Origin of the sequence: Xanthomonas sp. LF02-5, assembly GCF_034105325.1 — a bacterium.
GTDB lineage: Bacteria > Pseudomonadota > Gammaproteobacteria > Xanthomonadales > Xanthomonadaceae > Xanthomonas_A > Xanthomonas_A sontii.
This window is the reverse complement of the sequence record NZ_JAXGGF010000001.1, coordinates 874408-888877: the sequence shown is the minus strand read 5'-3', so window position 1 is coordinate 888877 and position 14470 is coordinate 874408. Positions and strand designations below refer to the sequence as shown.

Annotated in this window: 13 protein-coding genes and 1 pseudogene; 2 read left to right on the top strand and 12 right to left on the bottom strand. The window is 70.0% G+C overall.

The window, feature by feature from the left end; translation table 11 throughout:
* Window positions 1-656: 656 nt before the first annotated feature.
* The 8 genes from SLW52_RS03985 to rlmD all read right to left on the bottom strand — a co-directional run bounded on the left by SLW52_RS03985 (window position 657) and on the right by rlmD (window position 7746).
* Entirely contained in the window at window positions 657-1907 is a 1251-nt protein-coding gene (locus SLW52_RS03985; RefSeq protein WP_043090379.1) for an NAD(P)/FAD-dependent oxidoreductase, read from the bottom strand.
* A 95-nt stretch (window positions 1908-2002) separates the two neighbouring features.
* Window positions 2003-2209 (bottom strand): cold-shock protein, encoded by a 207-nt coding sequence (locus SLW52_RS03980; RefSeq protein WP_003488188.1) that lies wholly within the window; start codon window positions 2207-2209, stop codon window positions 2003-2005.
* A gap of 88 nt (window positions 2210-2297) precedes the next feature.
* Entirely contained in the window at window positions 2298-3044 is a 747-nt protein-coding gene (locus SLW52_RS03975; RefSeq protein WP_010342285.1) for an S-methyl-5'-thioinosine phosphorylase, read from the bottom strand.
* 96 nt (window positions 3045-3140) lie between these two features.
* Window positions 3141-3695 (bottom strand): hypoxanthine-guanine phosphoribosyltransferase, encoded by a 555-nt coding sequence (locus SLW52_RS03970; RefSeq protein WP_267085130.1) that lies wholly within the window; start codon window positions 3693-3695, stop codon window positions 3141-3143.
* Window positions 3695-4702 carry a beta-N-acetylhexosaminidase gene (gene nagZ / locus SLW52_RS03965; protein ID WP_267085131.1) on the bottom strand — a complete coding sequence of 336 codons (1008 nt, stop codon included), beginning with the start codon at window positions 4700-4702 and terminating at the stop codon, window positions 3695-3697. The genes SLW52_RS03970 and nagZ overlap by 1 nt, the downstream gene beginning before the upstream one ends.
* Window positions 4703-5067: 365 nt before the next feature.
* Window positions 5068-5742: a DsbA family oxidoreductase gene (locus SLW52_RS03960; protein ID WP_320739365.1), complete on the bottom strand. Its 675-nt coding sequence runs from the start codon at window positions 5740-5742 to the stop codon at window positions 5068-5070.
* An 81-nt stretch (window positions 5743-5823) separates the two neighbouring features.
* On the bottom strand, window positions 5824-6330 hold the full coding sequence (locus SLW52_RS03955) for a CYTH domain-containing protein (protein ID WP_152237256.1): 507 nt from the start codon (window positions 6328-6330) through the stop codon (window positions 5824-5826).
* A 69-nt stretch (window positions 6331-6399) separates the two neighbouring features.
* Window positions 6400-7746 (bottom strand): 23S rRNA (uracil(1939)-C(5))-methyltransferase RlmD, encoded by a 1347-nt coding sequence (gene rlmD, locus SLW52_RS03950; RefSeq protein WP_152237257.1) that lies wholly within the window; start codon window positions 7744-7746, stop codon window positions 6400-6402.
* 144 nt (window positions 7747-7890) lie between these two features.
* Here rlmD and SLW52_RS03945 point away from each other — a divergent pair, with 144 nt between their 5' ends.
* Together SLW52_RS03945 and SLW52_RS03940 are read left to right on the top strand one after the other, a co-directional pair.
* Window positions 7891-8607, top strand: coding sequence for a response regulator (locus tag SLW52_RS03945; RefSeq protein WP_026144765.1), 717 nt, complete (start codon window positions 7891-7893; stop codon window positions 8605-8607).
* Between the two features lie 307 nt (window positions 8608-8914).
* Window positions 8915-11092, top strand: coding sequence for a TonB-dependent siderophore receptor (locus tag SLW52_RS03940; protein WP_320739368.1), 2178 nt, complete (start codon window positions 8915-8917; stop codon window positions 11090-11092).
* A 482-nt stretch (window positions 11093-11574) separates the two neighbouring features.
* Here SLW52_RS03940 and recO read toward each other — a convergent pair.
* From recO to SLW52_RS03920, 4 genes and pseudogenes are all read right to left on the bottom strand, one after another.
* A pseudogene (gene recO / locus SLW52_RS03935) lies at window positions 11575-12291 on the bottom strand (DNA repair protein RecO); the annotation flags it as partial.
* 211 nt (window positions 12292-12502) lie between these two features.
* Entirely contained in the window at window positions 12503-13408 is a 906-nt protein-coding gene (gene era, locus SLW52_RS03930) for a GTPase Era (protein ID WP_010340598.1), read from the bottom strand.
* Entirely contained in the window at window positions 13405-14085 is a 681-nt protein-coding gene (gene rnc / locus SLW52_RS03925) for a ribonuclease III (RefSeq protein ID WP_026143959.1), read from the bottom strand. Before rnc ends, era begins: the two co-directional genes overlap by 4 nt.
* Window positions 14075-14452: a DUF4845 domain-containing protein gene (locus SLW52_RS03920; protein WP_010340596.1), complete on the bottom strand. Its 378-nt coding sequence runs from the start codon at window positions 14450-14452 to the stop codon at window positions 14075-14077. Before SLW52_RS03920 ends, rnc begins: the two co-directional genes overlap by 11 nt.
* Between the last annotated feature and the right edge of the window lie 18 nt (window positions 14453-14470).

Sequence of the window (14470 nt, the reverse complement as noted above, 5' to 3'; positions counted from 1 at the left end):
CATTGCGCGAGTGCTTGGCACCGTGCCGGAGGAAGCGTCGGCGTAACGCCGGGCAGCCCATGACCGCGATCAAGGCAACAAGTGCACTGCCCTAGTGTGGGAGGGACTTCAGTCCCGACGCGACAACTGAAGGGCGTCGGGGCTGCAGCCCCTCCCACAGTGCAGTCGCAATGCATTGCGCGAGTGCTTGGCACCGTGCCGGAGGAAGCGTCGGCGTAACGCCGGGCAGCCCATGACCGCGATCAAGGCAACAAGTGCAATGCCCTAATGTGGGAGGGACTTCAGTCCCGACGCGACCAACTGAAGGGTGTCGGGGCTGAAGCCCCTCCCACAGTGCAGTCGCAATGCATTGCGCGAGTGCTTGGCACCGTGCCGGAGGAAGCGTCGGTGTAACGCCGGGCAGCCCATGACCGCGATCAAAGCAACAAGTGCACTGCCTTAGCGTGGGAGGGACTGCAGTCCCGACGCGACCAACTGAAGGGTGTCGGGGCTGAAGCCCCTCCCACACAAGATTGGCGAATCGCGGCACGACAATGTTGCAAGTGCAAACACAGAACATCGCCGTCGGACCGCGCTCGCCGCGTTGCGCTCTGCACGCGCCGTCGCCACGACGAATCACCCAAGCCCGCGTCCACCTGCGTCCGCGATCTCGCCGCCTACGGCAGCGCCACGCGCCGCGCCACCGCGTCCTGCAACGCTTCGAGAAACTCCGGCGCCAGCGGCAGCTTGCCGAACCAGCCGTGCTGGGTGCCGCTGAGCACGCGCAGCATGTGTCCGCGGCCCCCCGGCATGCGCCCGGCCGGCAGCATGCCCACATCGCGCAGCCGCGCCACCACGTCGCGCTCGGACTGGAACAGCGGGGTCAGCCAGCGGCTCCAGAACTGGTACACCGCCACGTGCGCCTGGCGCTGCGCCTGGTAGCGCGCCAGCGCCGCGTCGATGTCCGGCGCGGTGCGCAGGCTCTCGCTCAATGCCCAGGCATCCATCAGCGCCATGTTGACGCCCTGCCCCAGTTGCGGGCTCATCGCATGCGCCGCGTCGCCGGCCAGCACCAGGCGGCCTCGGTACCAGTGCCGCTGCACCGCATCGCGGTAGCTGGCCCGCGCCAGTTGCGCCGGTGCGTCGATCTGCGCCAGGCGTTCGCGCGCCTGCGGCCACAGCTGCGCGATCTCCTCCAGCCACGGCTGCACACCGCGCGCCTGCCAGGCATCGAACTCGGCGGTCGGCAGGCTCCAGAAGAAACTCACCCGGGGCTCGGCATCGCCTGGGCGGGTGCCCACCGGCAGCAGGCCGATCATCTTGCGCGCGGCCACGTAGCGCTGGCGCAGTTCGTCGGGGAAGGCCCAGTCGCCGCGCGGCAGCAGGCACCACAGCGCGCCCCACGGATACATCCGGTCCAGCCGCGTCGCCTGCACCTGCGCGCGCAGCGCCGAGGCCGAGCCGTCGCACGCGATCACCAGGTCGAATGGCCCGTGCCAGCGGCCGTGCTGGTCCTGCACCCGGCGCAGCGTGTCGTCGATGGCGACGATGCGCGTATCGCGCTGCAGCGTGGCGTAGCCGTCCCAGGCCTGCGCCAGCAGGGCGAACAAGGCGCCGCGCTGCATGCCCAGCCCGAACAGGCGCGCCTCCAGGTCGTGGTAGCGCATGTCCATCACCGCGCGCCCGCACGGGGTCTCGCCGTACAGGCGGTGCACCGGCGCGCCGTAGGCCAGGGCCTGCTCGAGCAGGCCGATCCGCCACAGCACCTGCAGGCCGGTCGGCTGCAGCAGGAAACCGGCGCCGACCGGCCCGGGCTCGGCGGCGCGCTCGAACACCTGCACGCGGTGCCCGTCGCGCGCCAGCAGCAGCGCCAGTGCCTGGCCTGCGGTGCCATACCCCACGATCCCGATCTGCAATCCTTGCGTCATTGCCTGCACCGCCTGCCGACGCCGACACCACGGCGTCTCCCATAAAAAACCCCGCCGAAGCGGGGTTCAAGGCACAACCGAGTCAACGCGCGCGCTTACTCGACCGGCGTGATATTCGAGGCTTGCGCGCCCTTCGGACCCTGGGTCACGTCGTAGCTGACACGCTGTCCTTCCTGCAGGCTGCGGAAGCCCTTGGAGTTGATCGCGGAGAAGTGCGCGAACACATCGGCGCTACCGTCTTCCGGAGAAATAAAACCAAATCCCTTGGCGTCGTTGAACCACTTGACGGTACCGTTCGGCATGGTGATGCGAGACCTTTTGCAGTGAATGGGTGGTGGTTGTGCGGCAGCCGCACCGGCGGAGTATGCAAAGCTTGCGCAGCGAAGACAATCACCCGCGCGCCAGTTCCCCCACCAGCTCCGGCAGCCCGACCGAGGCCGCCTCGACATTGGCCAGCACCTCGGCCAGGGTGATTTCCTCGGCGTCGCCGCAGCCGGCCGCCCAGTTCGCCACGATCGCCAGGCAGGCGTAGTCCAGGCCCAGCTCGCGCGCCAACCCGGCTTCCGGCATGCCGGTCATGCCGACCAGGTCGCAACCGTCGCGGCGCAGCCGCGCGATCTCGGCGATGGTTTCCAGGCGCGGCCCCTGCGTGGCGGCGTAACAGCCACCGTCCACAAGCGCGGTGCCGGTGACGCGCGCGGCGGCGAGGATCTTGCTGCGCAGCAGCGGCGAATACGGATGACCGAAATCCACGTGCAACACCTCGCTGCCCGGCTCTTCGCACAGGGTGGAGATGCGCCCCCAGGTGTAGTCGATCAACTGGTCCGGGCAGGCCAGCACGCGCGGGCCGAAGCGCTCGGTGATGCCGCCCACCGTGTTCAACGCGAGCACGCGCGTGGCGCCGATCTGCTGCAACGCAGCAAGGTTGGCGCGATAGTTGATCTTGTGCGGCGGCAGCGAATGGCCTTCGCCGTGGCGGGCCAGGAAGGCGACGCGGTGGCCGAGCAGCGTGCCGACCCGCACCGGGCCGGAAGGCGCGCCGTAGCGCGTCTCGACCTCGTGGGTCTGCACGTCGTCCAACTGTGCGAGCTTGTAGACGCCGGTGCCGCCGATGACGGCCAGTGCGATGTTGTCCAATGCGGATCCTCGAACGAAAGGGAACGCCTGCGCTGGCGACGCGCGCCGGCAGCGGGAAACGGCAGCGACGCAGGCGAGGCTGGCTCGCCTGGCCGCTTACTCCTTCATCGCGTAGATCGCCGGCAGGTTGCGCAGGGCCTCGTTGACGTCCATGCCGAAGCCGAACACGTAGCGGTCCGGCACTTCGACGCCGACATAGTCGGCACTGACCCCGGGCACGCAGCGGTCGTGGCGCTTGACCGTCAGCGCGGCGATGCGCACGTCGGTGGCGCCCTGCTCCAGGCACCACTCGCGCACCGCCTTCAGGGTCAGGCCTTCGTCGAGGATGTCGTCGAGCAACAGCACGCGGCGGCCGTACAGCGCGGTGGCCGGGCGGTGCTTCCACACCAGTTCGCCGCCGACGGTCTCGCCGCGGTAGCGGGTGGCGTGCAGGTAGTCCAGCTGCAGGTCCTGGCCGCGGTTGCCCAGTTCCAGCGCCAGCTGGCCGGCGAACGGCAGCGCGCCGTGCATGATGGTCAGGTAGACCGGGGTTTCGCCGCGGTAGTCGGCGGCGATGGCGTCGGCCATCTGGGCGATGGCCTGGTCGATGCGGGTGCGATCGACCAGCAGGTCGGCCTGGGCCAGGGCCTGGGCGATGGTGAGAGTGGACATCAGGCGGTTTTTCCGAAGGTGGAGAGCAGATGGGATTGGGTGTGGCCATAGCGGGCGTCGGCCAGCAGGCCGTCCCAGCCAAGGCCGCCGCGGCCGATCAGGCCGAGCAGCGCGGCGGTGTTGAGCGGGCGATCGCGCACGGCCTGCAGCGAGTCTTCGACCAGTTCCGGGTGGCAGACCAGGACCACGTCGCAGCCGGCGTCCAGGTGCGCAGTGACCCGCGCGGCGACGCCGCCGGCGGCGAACGAGGCGGCCATGCCGATGTCGTCGGAGAACACCACGCCACGGAAGCCCAGCTCCTGGCGCAGGATCTGCTGGATCCAGCGCGGCGAGTAGCCGGCCGGTTCCGGCGCCACCTGCGGGTAGACCACGTGCGCCATCATCACCGCGTCGGCGCCGGCGGCAATGCCTGCGGAGAACGGCACCAGGTCTTCCTGGCGCAGGGTGTCCAGCGAACGCGGGTCCTCTGCGTTGTCGACGTGGGTGTCCTCGAGCACGGTGCCGTGGCCGGGGAAATGCTTGAGAGTGGCGCCCATGCCCACGCTGTGCATGCCGCGCACGTAGGCCGCGGCGAAGGCCGCGACCACCTGCGGATCGTCGCTGAAGGCGCGGTCGCCGATGGCGCGGTTGCCGCGGGCCAGGTCCAGCACCGGGGCGAAGCTCAGGTCGATGCCGCTGGCGCGGATCTCGCTGGCCATCAGCCAGGCGTGCTGCTCGGCCATCTCCAGCGCCGCGGCCGGATCGCGCGCGTACAGCGCGCCGAAATCCTGCAGCGGCGGCAATGCGCTGTAGCCCTCGCGGAAGCGCTGCACGCGCCCGCCTTCCTGGTCCACGCAGAGCAGCAGCGGCCGCGGCGTGGCGGCGCGGATCGCCGCACTCAACTCGGTCACCTGCGCGCGCGAGGCGAAATTGCGTTTGAACAGGACCACGCCGGCCACCGCATCGTGCTGCAGCCAGTCGCGCTCCTGCGCGGTGAGTTCGGTACCGGCAACGCCGATCGCGAGCATGCGGGGGATTCCTCCTGCCGGCGCGGTTCAGGCGCCTGTGGGTCGGCATTGTCGCAGATGCCGGCGTCGGCGGCAGGTCGCGCCGCTGCCAGCTGACACGTCTCGGTAATGAACGCGTCCGAGTTGAGGCGCGCGCGGCGACGCGCAGCGCAGCAGTCCGCCCGGTCCGCGCGCGCAAGGCGGCCTTGCGGCCCGTTGCCTGGCCGCCTGGCTGGCACGCGCGCGATGCGGGAGAGGTCCGCGGCGAACCGGCATGGGCATCAGCAGGATGCCTGCGCACCACCGCGGGCCGCCCCTCGCCTCCTGCGACGCTGTCTGGCGCGCCGCCCGCGGCGCGGGGCACCCAACGTACAGCGCGCGACGTTCTAGACCGCGCACCCCTCCGGACCGCAATCGCGGCCCGCCTGGGCGTCGGCCAGCAAACCGCGCACGGTGGCGGCGAACACGTCCGGCGGCTGCGCGCCCTGCAGCGCCTGGCGGCCATCGATCACGTAGGTGGGCACCGCGCGGATGCCCATGGCCTGCGCCTGCTGCAGTTCCGCCTCGATCTCGTCCAGTCCCTCGTCGCCGGCCAGCAGCGCCTGCACCCGCGCCGCCGACAACCCACCGGCGGCACCGGCATCGCACAGCGTCTGCACCTCGGCCAGATTGCGGCCCTCGGCGAAGTGCGCATGGAACAGCGCCTCGGCGACCGCGTCGACGTCGCCCTCGCGCGCGGCCAGCCACAGCAGCCGGTGTGCGGGCAGCGTGGTCACCCGCACCTGGCCGCGACCGAAGTCGAACGGCAGGCCTTCGGCGCGCGCGGTGGCCTGGGTCTGCGCCAGGATCTGCTCGGTGCGCGCCGCACCGCCGAACTTGGCCGCATAGGCCTCGCGCAACGGCACCGGCTCGGTGCCGGCGTCCGGATCCAGCTGATACGGATGCCAGTGGATCTCCAGCGCCGGCGCGTCCGCGCCCAGCGACGCAAGACCTTGCTGCAACCGGCGCTTGCCGATCCAGCACCAGGGACAGACCACGTCGGACCAGATATCGATGCGCATGAGCGGGGATTGGGGATTGGGGATTGGGGATTCGCAAAAGCATAAGCCGGATCGCTGCAGCTGGCCCGCCTTTGCCAATCCCTAATCCCCACTCCCCAATCCCGTCCATTCGCAGAATGGACAGTTCGCCAGCGCCACGTTGTAGTACCGCGGATCGTCGGTGACTTCGGCGCCGAGCCAGTCCGGCGTGGCGAACGCCTCGTCGGCGCTGTCCAGCTCGATCTCGGCGACCACCAGCCCGGCGTTGTCGCCGAGGAACTCGTCCACTTCCCAGAGGTGGCCCTGGTACTGCACGAGATGCCGGCGCTTGTCGATCAGGCCGCCCACGCACAGCGCCAGCAGCGCGCGCGCATCGGCCAGCGGGATCGGATACTCGAACTCCTGGCGGGTATGCCCGAGCTCGCGCGACTTGAGGTTGAGGAACGCGGCCTCGCCCTGCACCCGCACCCGCACCGACGCCTTCTGCGCCCCGCTGGCCAGCGCCGCCTGGTCGTTGAGATAGCCCTGCGCCATCGGCATCACCGCGTGCGCCGCCGCGCGCCAGCCGTCGCCGATGACGAGGAATTTGCGTTCGATTTCGATGGCCATGGGAATCGGGAATGGGGAAAGGAGAATGGAAAAAGCTTAAACCGCGCGCGCAGCCGCTGTGACGAATCCCTAATCCCGATTCCCCATTCCCGGCTTTTCGAACACCGCAATGCTCTCCACATGCGCAGTGTGCGGGAACATGTCCATCGCGCCGGCGGCCTTGAGCACGAAGCCCTGTTCGTTGACCAGGTAGCCGGCGTCGCGCGCCAGCGAGCCGGGATGGCAGCTGACGTAGACGATGCGCTGGAACTGTTTCAGCGGCAGTTGCTGCAGCACCTCCAGCGCGCCGGAGCGCGGCGGGTCCAGCAGCAGCTTGTCGAAGCCCTGGCGCATCCACGGCGCCTGGCGCTGGTCCTGGGTCAGGTCGGCGGCGAAGAACTGGGCGTTGTCCAGGCCGTTGCGCTGCGCGTTGTCCCGCGCGCGCGCCACCAGCCCGGCGTCGCCTTCCACGCCGACCACCTCGCGCACGGTGCGCGCCAGCGGCAGGGTGAAGTTGCCCAGGCCGCAGAACAGGTCCAGCACGCGGTTGTCGGGCTGCGCATCGAGCAGCGCCAGCGCGTGCGCGATCATCTTCTCGTTGAGCGCGGCATTGACCTGGATGAAGTCCAGCGGCCGGAACGCCAGTTCCACGTCCCATTGCGGCAGCCGGAACGACAGCGGTACCTCTTGTGGATACAGCGGGTGCACGCTGTCCACACCGCCGGGCTGCAGGAAGATGGCGAAGTCGTGCTCCTGGGCGAAGGCGATCAGCGCATCCTGGTCGCGCGCGCTCAGCGGCTGCATGTGGCGGAAGGTCAACGCCACCGCGGCGTCGCCGGCGATGAACTCGATCTGCGGGATGTCGCGCTTGCCGTCCAGGCTTTCGACCAGCTCGGCCAGCGCGGTCACCTTGAAGCCGATCTGCGGGATCACCGTGTGGCAGACCGACAGGTCTGCGACGAAGCGCGGATCCTGCTCGCGGAACCCGACCAGGGTCTTGTCCTTCTTTTCCACTCGCCTAACTGAGAAGCGGCCCTTGCGCCGGTAGCCCCAGGGCGCGCCGGTCAGCGCCGGCAGCACCGCCTGCGGGGTCACGTGGCCGATGCGCTCCAGGTTCTCGGTCAGCACCCGCTGCTTGGCGACGATCTGCTGGTCCTCGGCCAGGTGCTGCAGCACGCAGCCGGCGCAGACCCCGAAATGCGGGCAGCGCGGCGTCACCCGCTGCGGCGAGGCCTGCAGCACCTGCACGGTGCGCGCCTCGTCGAAGTGGCGGTTGCGCGCGGTGGGTTCGGCCAGGACGGTCTCGCCGGGCAGCGCGCCGGCGACGAAGGCGACCTTGTCGCCCTCGCGGCGGGCCACGCCGCGGCCATCGTGGCTGAGGTCGGCGATGTCGGTCTGGAAGGGCGTGCGGTCGAGACGATTTCTGGATCGGGCCACGTGGCAACAGGCTGCGGGCGGAAAAGGGCGGCTATTGTCGCAGATGGGCCGGGCCGGGACCGGCTTGCGATTGCCGCGCCGGCGAGGCAAAGTGGCGCACGCACGCGCGCCGCCGCGCGGGATGCGACCACGCCGCATGGAGGCATCAGCATGGCATCGAACCAGGACCCGGTAACGCGACTGCTGCTCGTCGAAGACGACCCGATCAGCCGCGCTTTCTTCGACGCGACGCTGCAGGCGCTGCCGGCCCAGGTGGACCTGGCCGACTCCGTCGCCAGCGCCCTCGCCCGCGCGCAGACGCAGGCGCACGACCTGTGGCTGATCGACGCCAACCTGCCCGACGGCAGCGGCAGCGATTTGCTGTGCCAGTTGCAGCGGCAACGCCCCGGCACCCTGGGGCTGGCGCATACCGCCGACACCAGCGCCACGGTCCGCGCGCAGTTGCTCGACGCCGGGTTCGCCGACGTGCTGCTGAAACCGCTCAGCACCGAACGGCTGCTGCAATCGGTGCGCCGGCTGCTCGCGCGCGGCCGCCTCGGCGGCACCGCCGGGACCGCCGAACCGACCCTGGACTGGGACGAGACCACCGCGCTGGCCGCGCTCAACGGCGAGCGCGCGCACCTGATCGCATTGCGCGAACTGTTCCTGGCCGAGCTGCCCGGCACCCGCGATGCGGTGGCCTCGGCCCTGCAACTCAGCGACGACCAGGCCGTGCGCAGCCACCTGCACCGGCTGCAGGCCAGCTGCGGCTTCGTCGGCGCCGCCCGCCTGGCGCGGGCCGTGCGTCAGCTGCATGGCGACCCGGCCTCTTCGCAGGCCCGCCACCAGTTCAGCGAGGCGGTGGCGGCGTTGTTGCACTGAAGGCCGGGATTGGGGATTGGAGATTGGGGGTGGCTCCCCGTCACTTTCCACGCGTCGGCGTGGGGCGCCAACTGCCGCAACCCGTGCTTCTCGAGCGTTGCCCTGGCGGTCCCGGCTGGTCGCCGCCCTTCCCCGTGTGGTCACGATCCGGTCTCGCGACGGTGACCACAACGACGGTGTCCGCATGGCGCTCGCCACACAGCGAAACTTGCAAATAAGATTCGTTCTCGAATAAATTAACGCCCCGACGACATCTGCGGACCAGCCATCGCCCCGTCCGTTCACTACACGCAACAGGGGCCTTCTCATGTTTCAGACGTCATTCCACCGGCCAGCGCCGGCCATGGGCGTGCTCGCCCGCGCGCTGCTGGCCGCTCTCGTGGCCGCCGCGTCCACCTCGGCCAGCGCCCAGGACACCGCCAGTGCCGGCACCCGCGATGCCGGGTCATCGGCCGAGGCCACGCAACTGGACACGGTCATGGTCAAAGGCCAGCGGCTCAGCCTGGACCTGCAGCAGGATGCGGCGGTCGGCGCGCTGGGCACGTCGCGCCTGCTGGATACGCCGTTCTCGGTGAGCCTGATCGAAGAACCCGAGATCGCGCGGCGCCAGGCCACCACGCTGGGGCAGATCTTCATCAACGATCCATCGGTGTTCGCTGCCGAGCCGCCGGCCACCACCAACTGGTGGGGCACGCAGATCCGTGGCATCGGCGTGCGCAATTTCTACGTGGACGGCGTGCCCATGCTGATGGAATGGGGCGGCGAGTTCCCGCTGGAAGCGGTGCAATCGGTGCAGGCGCTGAAGGGCCTGGGCGGCTTTATGTACGGCTTCGGCGCACCAGGCGGCATCGTCAGCTACCAGACCAAGCGCCCCACCGACACGCCACTGCTGGCCACCACGGTTGGCTACCGCAACGACAGCGTGTTCTCGGCGCAGGTGGATGCGGGCGGCCGTGCCAATGGCGCCGACTCCTTCGGCTACCGGCTCAACGCCGGCATCGAACGCGGCGACGCGTACAACGGCGCGGGCATCGACCGCAAGACGATCGCTCTTGCGGTCGAGCAACCGATCGTCGAGGGCCTGACCTGGCATGCCGAACTGGTGCACGAGCGCAACACGCTCGAGCACGAGCCGCTGTACTTCTATTGGGACGCCTACCAGGGCACCCGCCTGCCCCGCCCCACCAGCGACTACGACAAGATCCGCGTCGACGGGGCCTACTACGAGACCGCCCTGCTGCACGCGACCACCGGCCTGAACTGGCGCATCGACGAGCGCTGGAGTGCGGCGCTGAGCCTGGGCGGCAGCCGCCGCCGGCACACGTCGCACAAGATGTTCGCCAATCTGCTGAACGAAGCGGGCGACTACGCCGGTTTCGCCTACGACTTCGGTGCGGTGCTGCGCAACAGCGTGGTGCAGCTGCTGGTCAACGGCCGCGTCGACACCGGCCCGGTGACGCACGCGTTGGTGTTCGGTGCCTCGGTGCAGCGCAGTTGGGACCAGTGGAGCAAGGCGTTCTACTGGAGCAACGACTTCGACGGCAACCTGTATCGCCCGCAGTCCTTCCGCCCCACCCGCCGACCGGACTACAGCCTGGCGCCGGTCAGCGCGGACCTGCGCCAGAAGGCGGTGTTCGTCAGCGACACCCTGCAGTTCGGCGACCACTGGCGCGCCATCCTCGGCGCGCGCCACGTGGATTACCAGCAACGCGATCTGGATGGCGACGCGTCGGTGGACAGCGGCTACCGCACCTCGGTGACGACCCCGACCGTGGCGCTGATCTACAAGCCCGTCGACGACGTGTCGCTCTACGCCAGCTACGTGGAGGCGCTGGAGCCCGGCAGCCGCGTCGGCACCGATGCGCTGCCCGCCTATGCCAACGCCGGCAGCGTGCTGGCGCCGACGGTGAGCAAGCAGTACGAACTGGGCGCCAAGCTGCAGAGCGGGCGCTTCGCGCTGACCACCGCCGCGTTCCGCATCGAGCGCGGCGCGCAGATCGACGCCTACCGCGACGGCCTGCGCTACCTGACCCAGGACGGCCTGACCCTGTATCGCGGGCTGGAAGTGATCGGTAGCGTCGGCGTGACCGAGGATCTGGAAGTGGGCGTCGGCGGACTGTGGATGGACCCGCGGCTGGAGGATCTGTCGCCGGACAACGCGGCCCTGCGCGGCAACCGCCCGGCCGGCGCCGCGCGCCGGCAGCTGCTGGCCAATGCCACCTGGCGCGTGCCGGGTGTGCGCGGCCTGAGCCTGCACGGCAACGTGCGCTATTCCGGCGATGCCTACTACGAGGATCAGAATCGCGTACTCATCCCCGGGCATACCGTCGCCGCGGCCGGCTTCCAGTACGCCACCACGCTGGGCGGCTACGACGCGTTGCTGACCGGCAACATCAACAACCTGTTCGATCGCAGCTACTGGAACCAGCACACGCTGGGCGAGGCACGCAATGCGGCGCTGAGCCTGCGGATCGATTGGCGCTGAGTGCGCCTGCCGCTGCCGTGGCGAAGGCGGCGACGGGCGGCGGCGCTGCGCGGCGGCGTGGAGGTCTGTGGTCGTGACGGAAGCGACCGCAGACGCGGCTTGAGCTGCGAAGGCGTTACCGGGAAAACCCGTCGCCGCTGATCCCGCAAAAGCGGACAAGAACCGCTTCTACGGAGCAAGCCGCGTCCGGCTGGGTGTGTGACGAACGCAGGTCACTCGGACGCATGCGTGCCGACAGCGCTCGCGCCGTCGATCCGCCGCGCTCACGACGCCGCGGAAGGCGGCGACCGCGGCGGCGCTTCTGGCACGGACGTCGAAGTCGCATCGCGCTGCGCATCCAGCTCGGCGTCCGGCTCCGATGTCGCCGCGGGCGCTGCCGACGCCGGCATTGCGGCGACGCCGGGTGCATCCGATGGCGGCGGATCGTCCTGCGGCGGTTCGGGATCGGCGACAGCCGGCGCGATGCCCGCGGCGCTGGCACTGCGCTGCCGCGCCAGGTCCTCGACCATTTCCCAGGATTTCAGGCCGCGCCCGCCGAGGTGGTGCAGCAGCACCACGCGCATGCCGCGGCGCAGGCCGGGCAGATCCTCGGCAGCCGGTTCGGTATCGTCGGCCAGCGCCAGCAGGGCGCGCCCGGTGGCCATGCCGCTGCGCTGATCGTGGCCGCGGTCGCTCAGCAGCCGGCGTGGCCCGTGCTCGGCGTCGAGCACGTAGCGCGCGGCCGGGTCGATCGGGTCGCCGTCGCCGTCGTTGCGCAGGTCGAATCCCACGCCCAGCGCCTCCAGCAGGTCGCGCTCGAAGCAGCGCAGCGACCAGGCCAGCGGCGCTTCGGCGGCCAGCCGCGCGCGCACCCGCGCGTACGCCAGATACAGGTCCGGCGCCGGATCGTCGCGCGGCGCCAGACGCAGGGTCAGTTCGTTGATGTAGAAGCCGGCCAGCATCGCCTCGCCGCTCAGCCGCGGCGCCGCATCCATCGCCTCGGCCTCGCGCAATTGCGCCAGTTCGCCGCGGCGCTGCGCGCTGAAGCGGATCGACTGCAGCGGCTGCAGTGCCGCGCGCAAGGCCTGCTTCTTCGGCCCGTGCACGCCGCGCGCCAGCACGCCGAGCCGGCCGTGATGCACGCTCAGCACCTCCACCAGCAGGCTGGTCTCGCGCCAGGGCCGGGCGTGCAGGACGAAACCGGGTTCGTGCTCGATCAAGGCCGGGACCCGGGACCCGGGACCCGAGACCCGGGAAAAGCGGCGATCCGATGACGGACAGCACGCGTGGAAAGCGGGAAACGCCGCGACTTAGGACGCAGGAACGGAGACTCGGAAAAAGCGGTGATGCAGCAACGGAGCGCGCGCGCGCAAGCACGGCGGTCGCCTTGGTTTCTCCCGGGCCCCGGGTCCCGGGTCCCGGGTCCCGGCTTCACTCCCCGTACCCGAACGCCTTCAACGCCGCCTCGTCGTCGGACCAGCCCTCGCGCACGCGTACCCAGGTCTCCAGGAACACCTTGGCGCCGAACAGGCGTTCCATCTGCTGGCGGGCCTTGGCGCCGATGTCCTTCAGGCGGGTGCCGCCCTTGCCGATCACGATCGCCTTCTGGCCTTCGCGCTCGACCCAGATCACCGCGCCGATGCGCAGCAGCGCGCCGTCCTCGGCGAAGCGTTCGATCTCCACGGTGGTCGCGTACGGCAGTTCCTCGCCGAGCTGGCGCATCAACTGCTCGCGCACCAGTTCGCCGGCCAGGAAGCGTTGGCTGCGGTCGGTGATCTCGTCCTCGCCGAACATCGGCGGCGCTTCCGGCACCAGGGCCAGCAGGTCGCGCACCAGCGCCTCCAGGCCCTTGCGCTTGAGTGCGGAGATCGGATGCACCGCGGCGAAGCTGCGGCCTTCGCTGACCTGCTGCAGGAACGGCAGCAGCGCGGTCTTGTCCTTGAGCCGGTCGACCTTGTTGACCACCAGCACCACCGGGATGCCGGCGTCGCTGAGCACGTTGAACGCCAGCGTGTCCTCCTCGTCCCAGCGCCCGGCTTCGATCACCAGCAGGCCGGCGTCCACGCCTTCCAGGGAGCCGCGCGCGGCGCGGTTCATCACCCGGTTCATGGCGCGCTTCTGCTCGCGGTGCAGGCCGGGGGTATCGACCAGCAGCAACTGACCGGCCGGGAAGCTGGCGATGCCCAGCAGCCGGTGCCGGGTGGTCTGCGGCCGATTGGAGACGATGCTGACCTTGGCGCCCACCAGGGCGTTGGTCAGGGTGGACTTGCCCACGTTGGGGCGGCCGATCACGGCCACGCTGCCGCTGCGGTAAGGGGGAGTGGCTTGTTCGTTCACTTGCTCGAATCCAGTTGCTCGATGGCGGCGGCGGCGGCCTGCTGCTCGGCCAGGCGCCGCGAGGTGCCCTCGCCCTCGGTCACCAGGGCGGGCTCGGCGAGTACGCAGCGTACCCGGAATAGCTTGGCGTGGTCGTCGCCGGTCTCGCTGATCAGTTCGTAGGCCGGCAAGGTCCGCTGCCGGGCCTGCAGCCATTCCTGCAGGCGGGTCTTGGCGTCCTTTTCCACCTTGCCGACCGGCAACGCCGCCAGCGCGGCTTCGAACCAGGGCAGGATCGTGGCGCGGCAGGTCTCGAAACCGGCGTCCAGGTAGATCGCCGCGACCACGGCCTCCACCGCATCGGCCAGGATCGAGTCGCGGCGATGGCCGCCGGACTTCATCTCGCCTGGGCCCAGGGTCAGGCGTTCGCCCAGCTCAAGTTGCCGGCCGATCGCGGCCAGCGAGGCCTCGCGCACCAGCTCGGCGCGGGCGCGGGTCAGCGCGCCCTCGTCGGCCTTGGGCCAGCGCTGGTACAGCGCCTCGGCGATCAGCAGGTTGACGATGCCGTCGCCGAGGAATTCCAGGCGTTCGTTGTGCGGTGCGCCGGCACTGCGATGGGTCAGCGCCTGTGCCAGCAACTGCGGCTCGGCGAAGCGGTGACCGATGCGGTCACCGCGCAGGATGGTCTTACTGGCCACCACGCGTCGTCAGGTCCTGGGTGGCGTCGAACTTGCCGACCACGTCCAGATTGGCGATCAGCGGGCGGCGCACTTCGTAGGCCACGTGCATCTTCACGCCAGTGTCGGTGCGCTCGAAGGTGACGTCGCCCGGCTTCACGTTGTCCGAGTTGTTGATGTCCAGGCGCCGGAACAGCGAGGCCTTGGCCTGCGACGGATCCATCTCGGCACTGCCGGCCTCGGTCGCCAGGCCCTTCATCGCCGAGCGGACGGCGTAGAACTCCATGTACATCGGGAACAGCTTCATGCCGATGTAGACGAAGAATCCGACCACCGCCAGCACGATCACGAACGAGGTCAAGGTCATGCCACTTTGCTTGTGCTTCATCGCGCTTCCCCTCACGCA

What these genes read in the sequence shown, in the direction of transcription:
- SLW52_RS03985 (WP_043090379.1), bottom strand. Translation starts at nt 1,907, where the DNA reads ATGACGCAAGGATTGCAGATCGGGATCGTGGGGTATGGCACCGCAGGC.
- SLW52_RS03980 (WP_003488188.1), bottom strand. Translation starts at nt 2,209, where the DNA reads ATGCCGAACGGTACCGTCAAGTGGTTCAACGACGCCAAGGGATTTGGT.
- SLW52_RS03970 (WP_267085130.1), bottom strand. Translation starts at nt 3,695, where the DNA reads ATGTCCACTCTCACCATCGCCCAGGCCCTGGCCCAGGCCGACCTGCTG.
- nagZ (WP_267085131.1), bottom strand. Translation starts at nt 4,702, where the DNA reads ATGCTCGCGATCGGCGTTGCCGGTACCGAACTCACCGCGCAGGAGCGC.
- SLW52_RS03960 (WP_320739365.1), bottom strand. Translation starts at nt 5,742, where the DNA reads ATGCGCATCGATATCTGGTCCGACGTGGTCTGTCCCTGGTGCTGGATC.
- SLW52_RS03955 (WP_152237256.1), bottom strand. Translation starts at nt 6,330, where the DNA reads ATGGCCATCGAAATCGAACGCAAATTCCTCGTCATCGGCGACGGCTGG.
- SLW52_RS03940 (WP_320739368.1), top strand. Translation starts at nt 8,915, where the DNA reads ATGTTTCAGACGTCATTCCACCGGCCAGCGCCGGCCATGGGCGTGCTC.
- SLW52_RS03920 (WP_010340596.1), bottom strand. Translation starts at nt 14,452, where the DNA reads ATGAAGCACAAGCAAAGTGGCATGACCTTGACCTCGTTCGTGATCGTG.